The following is a 12,674-nucleotide window of genomic DNA, read 5'->3' as shown; positions in this document are numbered from 1 at the left end:
ACTTCACGAAATTTCCATATTCAAGGTATTCGTGACGTGAATTAAACAATCCTGCCCGTTCAATGAAACGCTAACACATGGCGTAGTTTCACCACTTTTATACATTAAACCTTAAAAAAGGAACAGCTGCCGCAGCAAACTACTCCTTGATTGTTAATCAATCGTCTCCCACTAGTTCGATTTGCGCCTTGTATTTCTCTCCAATCAAGAGCATCTTCTGTAACTGAGAGAGTTGCGCATGAAAGACGAAACGGTATCCTGCAGGCTGCAGGATACCGTTTCGTTAGTGCATTTATTTGCCGTTATACGCAGCGCTCAGTGCTTCAACAACCGCCTCGCCGCCAAGCTGTTTGAATTTGGTTACATACTCGTCATAGGCTGACAACGGCAGCGCTCCTGTGATTATTTTCAGGAAGTATTCGTTGCGCAGGTCAATCAGCTCTTGGTTCGTCTTGTCGACCAATTCGACCGGTGGAACAAGGTTTACCACGTTTTCGTATTTCGCCGTTTTATCGACAGCCTCGAAGTAAGGCGCGAATCCCTTCTGCTCAAGGCGCTGCAAACCAAGCTCAACCGTGTCGAACATATTGTAATATACGCGATAACGGATATTCTCCTGCTCCGGAAGCGCAACGATCTTGCCGTCCTTCGTCTCGTAATGCGTGCCTTCGATGCCGAATGAGATCAAATTGATGATTTCGTCATTCGTCACGCCGTTCAAGAATTGCATCGCTTCCTGAGCATGTTTGCTCGCCTTCGGAATCATAAAGTATTTGGCGGTTGTGGAGTTGCGGGAGAATCCGGCGGCACCGTTGTCGCCAACCGGTGGAGACATAAACACCATCTCTGCTCCAGGCTTCTTCTCCGCCAAGGCTTTGCTGGTCGATGGCTCTTCATACCAGCCGACCGTACTCATGGCCGCTTGCCCGCTAACCAACTTTTCCTTTAAATTCTCGGATTTTGATACGATTGCTTCCGGATCGATCAGCCCTTCTGCATACAGCTTGTTCGCGAAAGCAAGGAACTCCTTGGCGGCAGGCAATAGCGGCGTGTACACAACCTTGCCATCCTGCTGGACATAATCAACCGGCGGGTAGAACATGCTCGCGATGGCATCCAGCGAGGATAAGCCTTGCGCCAAATTGGCGGCGTACGGAATGATCGATGGATCCTTCGCCTTCAACGCCTTAAGCGCTTGGTAAAATTCTTCTTGCGTCTTGATCTCGCTAACCCCGGCAGCTGCAAGCAGATCTTTTCTTGCGAGCAGTCCGTTGACCGCACTGGAGAAATTGACCGTACGGACCGCGTAAATTTGGCCGTCGAAGGAAGCCGACTTCCATTGATCCTCCGTCAATGTGTTCTTGATATCGGGTCCGTCGGAATCAAGCAGTTCGTTTAGCGACGTCAGCAAACCTTGCTGCACGAAGTTGCCGAATACCGCCTTATCATTCATGATAATCAGATCCGGCGTGTCGCCGGAAGCCATAAGCACGTTCAGCTTCTGCCTGGCCACTTCCGGGTCCTTCGGCAGCAGCTCCCATTGAATATCGAATCCGGTCCGCTCGCGAAGCTCATTAATGATGACGTTGTTGTTCACATCGGAACCTGCCGGAAATTCCTCCATATTGTTCTCGCCGAGAATGCGCAGCGTCACCTTATCCTTCGGAGCTTCCGTCGCTCCTGTTGTTGGATCCGCGGATGCGCCCGCTCCCTTGCCAGCATTGTTTGTATTGCCGCAAGCCGCCAGTACACTTACTGCCAGCATCAGGACAAAAAAGACAATACCCGCTTTTTTCGTTTTTCTGATCATGCCCATCCAATTGACCTCCCATAATTTGTTTGTTTGCTATTGTCAGCCTTTGACGGCGCCAAGCACCATACCTTTGACGAAGAAACGCTGCAAGAAAGGATAGACGATCACGATCGGCAGCGTAGCCGCTACAACCGTTGCCCCGCGTATCGCTTCCTGCGGCACATCGGCGCTCGATAGCATATCGATATTGCTCGTCGCATCCGACACGCTCATCAGCATCTCTCTCAGAAACACTTGCAGAGGCAAACGTCCGCTGTCGTTAATGTACATTAACGCATCAAAGTAGCTGTTCCAATATTCGACCGCGCAGAAGAGCGCTATCGTAGCGATAACCGGATAAGCAAGCGGAATCATGATTTGGAACAAAATGCGCAGGTTGCCCGCTCCATCCATCTTCGCAGATTCCTCCAGGCTATCAGGTATGCCATAGAAGTACAGCCGCACGATGATCATGTTGAATGGACTGACTAGCGACGGTAGAATAAGCGCCCATAAAGAATTCAACAAACCAAGTTCTTTTATAATCAGATACGTAGGAATGATACCCGCGCTGAAGAGCATGGTGAATACGTACAGCATCATAATTGCCTTGGCTCCCCGAAGCCTTGAACGGGACAAGGCGTACCCGGTGAATATCGTCAGCAGCACGTTGAGAATCGTGCCCGTCACCGTAATGATAATCGAATTTTGGAAGGATACCAGAAATCTCTGGCTGTTCAATACGACCTCATACGCGTCTATATTGAAGTTGATCGGCCACAGGAACACGTCTCCTGCCAGTATGCTCGCTTCATCGCTGAACGACTTGGCCACAAGATTCACGACGGGAATGAGACAGATCAGTATGACGAGCAGCAACAGAACGTAGTTCATGACGGAGAATGCGGTTTCTCCTTTGGATTGCAGCTTGGTGTTCATTTATGCAGCCTCCCCTACCATAAGCTTCTCTCGCCGAATTTCTTGCTTAGCGTGTTGGCGCCGAAGATCAACGCCATGCCAATCAAGGATTGGAAGAGACCAATCGCCGTCGTGAAGCTGTACTTCATCTGGCCAAGCCCGATCCGGTATACATACGTCCCGATTACATCGCCTACGCTGTACACGAACGGACTATATAACATAAGCACCTGCTCCAGGTCGTTGCCAAGCGCCGTACCGATGCGCAGCATAATTATGAAAACAATTACGCTGCGAATGCCCGGCAAGGTGATATGCCAAATCTGTCTCAACTTGCCCGCTCCGTCGATCTTGGCGGCCTCGAACAACTGCGGATCAACGGCCAGAATCGCCGATAGATAAATAATGGAGGACCAACCGGTTTCTTTCCACGCCGACGAAGCGACAAGCACTCCCCGGAAAAACCGTTCGTCCGCGATCATCATCACATGGCTCATGCCAAGGAAAGCGAATACATCTTTGAGAATACCCGTTTGCGGCGACAGCACATTAATGAACACCGCGCTAATGATGACCCATGACAAGAAATGCGGCAAGTAGGTAATCGTCTGCGCAAACCGCTTGAACATCAGGTTCCGCACTTCATTAATCATAAGCGCCAGCAGAATAGGCAACGGGAATTGAAAGACCAGCTTGTAGAAATTGATGAGCAATGTGTTCTCCAGCACGCTGTAGAACTTGGGAGCCCGGAACAATTCCTCGAAATGCTTGAACCCCGCCCACGGGCTCCCCCAAACGCCGCTGATCAGATTAAAGTCCTTGAAGGCAATCACCACGCCGTACATCGGCAAATATTTGAAGAGCAGCAACGCGGCCAGACCTGGCAGCAACAACAGGTACAGCACATAATCTCTCTTCAGGTCCAGCAGCCACCGCGCGCGCGCGGGATGCGCACTCTTCTGCGTTAACTCTGCTTTCTCCATCCTATGCATACCGCAACACCCCCTTCGTAATCCGTTATCTACTTCCTATTGTTATTGTAAGAGTTCTGCGGAAGAACGGAAACGGGACAGGGTTACGGTTAGGTGGCTGTTATTACGCACTTGCAAACGGTTACAGATATGCGGCAATCATCGCGTTATTACTTGCAACACTATTTCAACGAGTCCAATAACGTTTTGATTCGCGGATTAAGGTTCAAAGCATTCAAAATCATCGTCAGTGCCTCTGCGCGAGTGGATGTATCTTCAGGGGAGAACTTGCCGTTCGTTCTTCCGCTGAGCAATCCCGCCTTGGCTGCAGCCGTTATTTCATCCTTCGCGTAAGAAGCATCGATATCCGTGAACGCAGCTGTTCCATCTTGCCTCACCTTTTGCATATTCATCATTCTCGACATCATCACGACCATCTCTTCCCGGCTGATGGTTTGATCCGGTCTAAATGTAGAATCGTTATAACCATTAATTACCCCCGTTTGCACAAGTGCTTCAATCGCTTGGGCCGCCCAGTGTTTATCGATATCCGATAAAACAACATCGGTCCTGCGACCGCCTGTAATATCAAACACGCGAGTAATAATTGAAGCAAACTCTGCTCGGGTCATCCTTTCGTTTGGCCTAAACGAACCATCCGCATAACCCTCGACAATGCCAAGCTTCACGAAAGTTTCTATCGTTTTCTCGGCCCAATGCCCCTGAATGTCCGAAGGTCCTTCTTTAGGCGCATTTTTAAGGGCGTCATTTACTTTAGCCTCAATGCTTATGACAACATGACCAGTCGACTTGACTACGCTGTCGTTGAAAACATCAATAGGTTTCACTTCTGGTTCAGGGGTTGTCTCTGCCGTTGTGTCGCTGCCTGAGCCGGTACTTCCTGTGTTTCCTGAATCTGTTCCGCCACCTGTCGTAACAATAGTACTGACAACAGCGGTTGCTGCCCCTTGATTGCCTGCCGCGTCAACAAACATGAATGTAAAACTGTCGTTTTCAAAGAAAATGTGACTGCTGGCTCCATCATTATTCATGATCGTGGCCGGCTCGCTTGTCGTCAATGTCGCTTCAACTGCTTGTTGATTCCCATTTTGAGGACTTGTGTAGGCTGCATAAGTCACCGTGCCTGTCGGGGCAATACGGTCAATATTGCTCACCGTATAGCTGCTCACAGGGGATACATTCCCCAGCGAATCGCGTCCCCGCGCATACACCGTATCATTATCGGCTACCAGTATCGGTGTAGTGTACGCCGCCCAAGTACCGTCAAGGCCAAGCTTGTATTCCTTAATCGTCGCGTTTGGTGCATAAGTAACCGTCACAGTAACCGTATCATTCGTTGGTGCAGTCACATCAGCCTGCAAGCTTGGAGATGCAATATCATGGGCAATGGGACCCGTTCTTACGAATTTAACGCCGTCTGCCAGCATGAAATTACCGACGGTGAAACTATTCGTAATCGTTACTCTCCCATCCGTGCCGATACTGAAAGGATAGTTGCCAATATTCACCCATTTCCCGCCGTCAACGGATTGGTCAACGACGACAGTATCTGTCCCGAACGCATGTCGGATCGTGTAAGGCGCTTGGGCCGCATTTAGCACAGGATGGTACCAAATGGATACATCATACATGCCTTCTAGCGGAATCGAAGGCGTGTAGATGACGCTTGCATCGCCTGCCTTCTTTGTGTTAAGCGCAAAGTTCCCTTTGTTGGCTTGCGTATTCGTCTTCGTATTCTCCCATGTCGTTCCGGTGAAGGTTACGCCTGCTTCATCCGAATTATCCATGGCGATTTCAACATTCTCTGGAATTAAACTGAAAACAATTTCATCGAATACGACTTTGCCGTTCCCGGATAAAATTCCGATATTCACGGTAAGCGTAGTTGCTTGCGTCACCGTGATCGTATTCGCGTACGATTGGTAAGCATTCGTTAGCGTCACGGCAGGAAGCTGATGATCGCTTGTACCATCCCAGATGTTAAGTTCAGGCTGAACGTCTGCCCCGCCGCTTATTTGCTTGATACGCGCGGATAAGACATAGCTGCCAGGCTCTGTAATATCGAAGGTCTGATACATAAACGTTCTACCGTTGGGAGCTCCTGCTGAGTTGAATTCCGCGGCATTCTGACCTTGATACGCGCCAGTTTGGGTGACATAAGCATTCGTGCCATATACGCCGCGATTATACCCCATCTCCCAGTTATTCATCGTAACCGCTGCTGACCCGCCTGTCGGGTCGCCGGAAATTCTCTCGAAGCCGCCGTTCTTCAGCGCTGTCAGAGAGCCCTCACCCACTACACTTGCGATAACTAGAGGTTCACTGCTAATTATGAATACCGAATTTCTTTTCGTTAACAAGCCAATGCCATCTTCAACTGTCATCGCGACTTCATTGCCATAGCTATCCGTGATGCGGCTCACGCTGTTCGGATTCTGAATATTCACATCAAGCGTCGTGCTGTCCGCGGATAGAATACTTAGATAGCTGCCATCCTTGTTCTGCATATAATGTTTAATTGGAAGCAATTGAGCTCCCGTGAAGCCTGTGTACGAACCTATATAGTGATCGACTTTCCGGATGAAATCCTGCAAAATCGCCGTAGATTGGAACACCTCTGTCGGTGAATTCGAGTGCCGTGTCAGATACGTATCGCCCTCTGGCGTTCCCATGTTAATAAATTTATCAAAGCCCGCTGCCAAGAAATCTGTATATTTCTGTACATGATCATAGATACGCCAAGATTGATCTTTATTGCCTAGCGGATACACTTCCCCCTGCCATAGCTGGAGCTGTGGGCGCGATTGCTTCGCAGTCGCATAAGCCGCAAGAATATCCGAAATCCCTGTCGTTCCCTCATACCCATGAATAACATAAATGTCGTAGTATTGATTATACGGAGCACTTAAGGCATCAATCGCCATCTGGCGATCTGTCGCAGTCGGCGGTGTCCCGAATCCGCTTGTCGTGACATAAAGCTCCAAATCCAGGCCTGTCTCCGCTTTATACTCGGCTTTCACCCGTTGCGCTTGCTCATGTACGATGCGCAGCATGAGGAAATATTCTTCCTTCGTACCCGAGAAGGATGCTGTCGTGTATGGCGGATGGAAATTCACTTCGTTCATGACTTCATAATATTTCACTTTGCCTGCATAACGCTTCATCGTTTGATACACATAATCGGACCAGTCCTCGCCAGACCCCGGAACCCCATCCTTCGTCTGGATATCCTTTGGAACCCAACGCTCCGAACGGTACATGTAAGCATTCTCCCAGCCTTCCTCTGGTATTTCGCTAGGCGCGACTCGGGTAGACGCCCAATCCGCAGGATAACCCAGAACCGCCATAACATCCATGTTCGCGTCCGTCACTCTTTGCACATAACCATCGGTTTGATCCCATGTGAAGTGGCCTTTCGTCGGCTCAATCTTGAACCACATGAACGCTCTCGCATCCTCCCATGTCCGCTGAATGCTCGTGTTGATCTTCTGCCAAGGCAGCATGGAGTAGCTGTAGCTCGTGTGGTTTCCGTAATAGTCGGCATACTTGCCATCGGGCAGCAGCGTATTGTTATTCGGCACTTTCGAAATCGCGCTTTGATACGTAATCGCATCCGATAGCGTTGAACTGATCGTCGTTTCCAAATACCAGAAGCCAATAAGACCATCCAACTGCGGTAACGCCAGATCCTGCGTATGATAATTCCCGTCGGCAGGAACGATAACCGTTTTCTGAGTTGTAAACGCTACGTGACCATACGGATCTTTAGCCTGTATGTTTACAGTATACGCTTTGTTTGAAGTGCCATAATTGACACTCATGATCGGATACACAGCCGCTTCATTCGCAAGGAAAATTTCTTTCTCACTGCGGAACGCAGGCTTAACGATGCTGTACTGGGAAGAAGTATGCCATGGTGTTACGAATTTATTCGACTGAACAGGCTGATTCATTGTCGTTTTGGCGATCAAGGCTGTATCCGCCGCTTGTGAGAAGGCTGTTGTGTTCGTTTCAAGCTCACCGATCGTGAGCGCTTTGGTTGAAACCTTCACGTTCGTGATGTTATAAGGCGCTCCGCGCTCAACCATGAATTCATAGGGAATAAACTTCTCCATGACAGCAGGCAAGGATGTCGCTGTCCGGGACAGCTCTACACCATTCATATAAATAGCTGTATAACCGCCCACGCCCATTTTCCAGGAAAAAGCGATATTGAAAGGAACGCCTTGTACATAATTCATTTGGCTAGGTTGTGCCAAGGTGTTAACACCCTTCGTACCATCGCCATTGCGTACGGTAAAGATCAGCGGTTGCTCATAGATCGGATTCGCTCCTGCTGGCTTCGTTCCCGGTGGCGGAATATGTGCATTGATCAAGGTATTCCCAGGTCCGCTCTGCGCCGGAACTAGACGGAATAAGAAATCCCATTCGTTGCCGAACTCCTTGTAGGGTTTATCTATTCTTGCAGTGAGCTCAATCGTTCCTTCATTCGGATTAAATATGCCAGGCGCAAAGTCCCGGTACCAGGTCGCCGTATCCGTGAAATTGCTGTAGTCCACTGAAAGCGGCGCTTCGATCGTCACCGCTACGTCCAGCGTTGTTGTCGCATTCCCTTTGCTAAAGGTAAGCGTAACATTCTCCACCGCATTCGCAGTCGTTGTATTCGACGCTTTCAAAAAAACATCATTGGCACTACTCTCTAGATATAAGCTTGTCGGCGGTACGGCCGCACTCACTTGTACGCCGCTGTTAGCCGCTTGACCCGCTTTCATCCTCACAATCGAACCATAAACGCTGGAAGCAACTGACGTGTTTGCCCCAATCCATGCATTCGGTTCATATTTGGTTTTCTCAGCCAGAACGGCATCCATGTCAGCTTGATCAACAGGCAGGTCTGCTGTACGAATCAGCTTGACGCCATCAATCGCGATCGGATAATTACCTGTTTCCGTTGTTGGCGGGAAGGCAGTATAGCCAGCTCCTCCTGCTACGATGGTATACAGCCCGCCTGCCTTGAAGGCGAGTGGCTGGGCATTCAGTTGCACCCATTCTTCTTTGGAATCAGCGCTCGTTGGCAGATTGACCACGCTTGTGCCCTCTTCGGAATGAATCGTATACGGCACATTGCCTTGGTAGTACCTGTTTTTGCCCGGCTTGCGGACATAGAAATGATACAAGCCGTCCTGCGGAATCGTTGGCGTAAACGTAATGCTTTGCGGTGTCGTTCGATTCACATTCGCATAGACAAAACCTCCATTGTACGCTTCACTTTCCGTAACGTTAGTAAACGTACCCGTTCTGACGACCCCAGCGCCATTATCGTCTAAGATAACGCCTACCTCACCAGAGGCAAGCGTATCTTCGGTTATTGCCGCAGATACATAATGCGCGGGAAAGGCTGTCAAAAGCAGCAACGCGACTAACCCCCATACCACATGAACCTTACGTCTTTTTCTGGCAGCCGCACGAGATTTGTTTTGTGCCATGTCGAACATTCACTCCTTCACAATTTAAGTTCATATTACGGATCATTCACATAACAATGTATCCGCTTACAAAAGATTATAGGGAAAGAAAAAAGCCCTGTTAACAGGGCTCCTCTACGATTTGGTGTTCATTTCAAAGATCTTGTACCGTCTCAGTATCCAAAACGAGCAGAAGTCTTACAGATGTTCCCTGCCCTTCCTTGCTACGGATTCTAACCCCGCTGCCTTCTCCAAAATAAAGCTTGAGCCGCTCATGCACATTCCGGACGCCATATCCTGCGCCGCCATCCTGAAGCAACGAAGAAATATGCTCCGCGCTGATGCCGGCCCCGGTATCCGTAATGTAGAACACGATGGCATGCTTGCGAAGCAGCCCGCGCACCCGAATTCGTCCTTGCCTGGAAGCGCTTTTGTTAATGCCGTGCAAAATCGCATTTTCCACTATCGGCTGCAGGATCAGCTTAATGATTTCTTTGTGCAGCATCGCGGGGTCCACTTTCGTCTCGTAACGGAGCTTTCCGCTGAACCGGGTCTCTTGTATCGCCACATAAGCCTGGACATGCTCCAACTCCTTCTCCACGCTAAGCCTTGCATGCCCTTTGTTCAGGCTGATCCGATAAAACTTGGATAAATTCGTAACGATTCTGGCAATTTCAGGCGCCTTGGAGGAAAGGGACATCCATTTCACCGTATCCAAAGTGTTGTAGAGAAAGTGGGAATTGATTCGCCCTTCCAGCACCTTCAGCTCCTCCTGCTGCTGCTTTCGGGTCATCGCATATACCTCTCCGATGAGCGACTGGATCTGTAGCGACATATTATTGAAGCTTTGCTGCAGCACCGCAATCTCGTCCTGGCCGCTAACATCCACCACCTTGCCGAATTGCCCTCGTTCCAAATCCTTCATCTTGCGAATCAGATGGGAGAGCCTGCTCGTAATCCGGTTCGACAACAAGTAGGCAAGTCCGATGCCGAAAGCAATCAGCGAAACGGAAAGAAGCAGAATGTACAAACCAAGCAGCGAGCTTTGATCCGTAATGCGAAGAGAGGGAATAAGCACAACCAGCTGCCAGTCCAGATCGTCCATCGGCTGCACAAGATACAAATAACGTTCACCGTGCATGCGAACCGTCGTATAAGACTGCCGCTCTCCGCTTCCTTCGCCCAACGCGGCTTGCAGCTCGTCCGAATCCATCGGGATGCTGTCCATGTCCTGCGAATGGGAGGCGATCGTTTCCTGACGGTTCATTAACACGGCCTGATAAGGCAGGTTTAGGTTCATATCGCGCAATACGGCGTTAATCGTCTCCTGATCTACGTCAATGGCAACAAGCCCCAGCAAATTGCGAACATTTTTGAAATCCTTGATCGTCCGGTACAGAGATACCGTCTCCTTGACGCCAATGCCGGGATAGGTCGTGCCCGGGCTGTAAACCCATTCCATCGATCGTTTCTTGGTTGAAAGTCTCGCATTCCAATCCTCCAGCATGCGGGGTTCAATGCTCAAAATATTGATTCCCTCCATGGCGTACATCGGGTTGCTTGCGACCATAAGCCGAATACGGAAGATGTTGCGGTTTTTCTCCAAATTCTCCAATATCTCAATGATCGATTTGTAATCGTCAATAACTTCGCCTACCGATAGCTTCTCTTGCTGTGATTTGCGCAGCAGCTTCTGCAACGTTTCGTTCGCATACACCATCTCGGAAATATTCTCGATTTCGTCCAACCGGTACGAAATATTAATTGTCGTCTGACGAAGCGCCTCCAGATAGGCGCGGCTGGTCTGCTCGCTAATGATCGCCGACGATTTCTGATAAGAGAAGAAGCCGATGCATACCGATGGAATAAATATCATCAAAACAAAAGAAATCAGCATTTTATTGCGCAGCTTCATACTGGAATCGATGAGAAGAAATCTGCCGAGCAACGTCTTCATCCATATCGCTCCCTATATTCGCTTGGACTGAGACCAAACTCCCGCTTGAACAGCTTCGTAAAATATTTGCTGTCCTTATAGCCGATCCGCTCCGAAATATCGTGAATCAAGAGCCGATTGTCCTCCAGCAGCATACGCTTCGCTTCTTCAAGCCGCACATCGGTCATATAGGCGTTGATCGTCATCCCCGTATCCTTCTTGAACAAATTGGCCAGATAATTCGGGGAAAGATGCGCGTGCTCCGCAATCTGCGCCAGCGTGAGCTCCTCGCCGAAGGCGCTGCGTATATAACCTTTGACCAGCCGGATGACGCTGCGTTGATCTGCCCTGCTGTTAATCGCTTTCATAATTTGCATGATGGCGTCATTGAAGATACGAATCAATGCGTGCTGCTCGCGGGTTGCCCCCATCTCCTCCAACGCTCTCGAAGCTTGCGCCGAAGGCTCCAGCAGCACGGCGAAATGCCGATTCGCTTGCGCGAGAAACATGCTGAAGAATGCTTGCAAATAATCCGGCCTGGCCTGATCGAAGCGGCGGACAAGCCCGGTATACGACTGAAGCCCTTCGCCAAGCGCCTCCTGATCGCACCGCTCCAGCGCATCCAGCATCACCGCCTCGCATGCTGCCATCTCGGAGAGAATCCATTCCTTCTTATCGCCGATCTCTTCCGGCCGATCAACGACTGTAATGGCGCTCTCTCTGCTTTCCTTCGCATCAATCAATGAAATCCTCGCTTGCTGGAAGGAATGATGCAGCTCTTCCGGCCGCTCTGCCGCCGATCCGATGCCGACGGTTGCCCCCGCCTCTGCCAGCCAGGCCTGAACGCCGGGGTATTCAAGCCAATCTCCGCCGGCTACGACGCCGCCGATTGCCCCTTGTTCCATAGTGAATATCGCCAGAACTCCCTCAAGCGCCCGCAATTCGGCCTCCCGCAGCATGGTGCCTTCGATATAAGCGGCGCGGCAGCCCGGCTCGAATATGAGCGCATCCCCCGCATATTCGGAATAAATCGATATTTCCTCGGATGAAAGCGGCCTGTGGCACAGCTCCTGGAGCAACCGTTCCCGCGCGAGCATCCGCGACTTGTCCGCCTTCTCCTCCAACCCGGCGAGACGTTCGGCCTGCCGCCGATCCGATTCGCATGCTTCCACTACTTTGCGCAGCACGTCCTCTAGCTCCTCCGTATGGAAAGGCTTCAGCAAATAATCGACAACCTGCAGCTTAAGCGCCGATCTGACGTATTCGATATCCTCATGCCCGCTTATAATGATGACGCGAATCGGCTTATCCGTAAGCTCCTGCCGCAATCTGCGCACAAATTCGATGCCGTCCATCTCCGCCATCACAACGTCCGTTATAATGATGTCCGGTTTCATGCGCAGAGCAAGCTCCAATCCGATCCGGCCATTCTCAGCTTCCTCCATCTCGTCGATGCCGTATGACTGCCAATCCAGACAATGCCGCATCCCATTGCGGATAACCTCTTCATCTTCTACGAGCAATAACGAATACATAATCGTCCACCCTTCCGTTGTCAGGAGCGTTCCCAT

At 50.2% G+C, this 12,674-nt stretch carries 6 protein-coding genes; all 6 read right to left on the bottom strand.

The features are described 5' to 3' along the window. Window positions 1–292 precede the first annotated feature (292 nt). A complete protein-coding gene (locus AC0YN3_RS24055) occupies window positions 293–1,816 on the bottom strand; it encodes an extracellular solute-binding protein (protein WP_475777477.1) in 1,524 nt (507 codons plus the stop codon). A gap of 36 nt (window positions 1,817–1,852) precedes the next feature. After that, window positions 1,853–2,731 carry a carbohydrate ABC transporter permease gene (locus AC0YN3_RS24050; protein WP_475777476.1) on the bottom strand — a complete coding sequence of 293 codons (879 nt, stop codon included), beginning with the start codon at window positions 2,729–2,731 and terminating at the stop codon, window positions 1,853–1,855. A 14-nt stretch (window positions 2,732–2,745) separates the two neighbouring features. Further along, entirely contained in the window at window positions 2,746–3,702 is a 957-nt protein-coding gene (locus AC0YN3_RS24045) for an ABC transporter permease (protein ID WP_475777475.1), read from the bottom strand. Between the two features lie 161 nt (window positions 3,703–3,863). Next, complete coding sequence (locus tag AC0YN3_RS24040) at window positions 3,864–9,188, bottom strand: S-layer homology domain-containing protein (protein WP_475777474.1); 5,325 nt, start codon at window positions 9,186–9,188, stop codon at window positions 3,864–3,866. 133 nt (window positions 9,189–9,321) lie between these two features. Beyond that, on the bottom strand, window positions 9,322–11,124 hold the full coding sequence (locus AC0YN3_RS24035; RefSeq protein WP_475777473.1) for a cache domain-containing sensor histidine kinase: 1,803 nt from the start codon (window positions 11,122–11,124) through the stop codon (window positions 9,322–9,324). Continuing rightward, complete coding sequence (locus tag AC0YN3_RS24030; protein WP_475777472.1) at window positions 11,121–12,638, bottom strand: response regulator; 1,518 nt, start codon at window positions 12,636–12,638, stop codon at window positions 11,121–11,123. Before AC0YN3_RS24030 ends, AC0YN3_RS24035 begins: the two co-directional genes overlap by 4 nt. Window positions 12,639–12,674 lie beyond the last annotated feature (36 nt).

The sequence above is a fragment of the Paenibacillus sp. J22R232 genome, assembly GCF_056269165.1.
This window is presented reverse-complemented; position numbering and strand designations above follow the sequence as displayed.

What these genes read in the sequence shown, in the direction of transcription:
- AC0YN3_RS24055 (WP_475777477.1), bottom strand. Translation starts at nt 1,816, where the DNA reads ATGGGCATGATCAGAAAAACGAAAAAAGCGGGTATTGTCTTTTTTGTC.
- AC0YN3_RS24050 (WP_475777476.1), bottom strand. Translation starts at nt 2,731, where the DNA reads ATGAACACCAAGCTGCAATCCAAAGGAGAAACCGCATTCTCCGTCATG.
- AC0YN3_RS24045 (WP_475777475.1), bottom strand. Translation starts at nt 3,702, where the DNA reads ATGCATAGGATGGAGAAAGCAGAGTTAACGCAGAAGAGTGCGCATCCC.
- AC0YN3_RS24040 (WP_475777474.1), bottom strand. Translation starts at nt 9,188, where the DNA reads ATGGCACAAAACAAATCTCGTGCGGCTGCCAGAAAAAGACGTAAGGTT.
- AC0YN3_RS24035 (WP_475777473.1), bottom strand. Translation starts at nt 11,124, where the DNA reads ATGAAGACGTTGCTCGGCAGATTTCTTCTCATCGATTCCAGTATGAAG.
- AC0YN3_RS24030 (WP_475777472.1), bottom strand. Translation starts at nt 12,638, where the DNA reads ATGTATTCGTTATTGCTCGTAGAAGATGAAGAGGTTATCCGCAATGGG.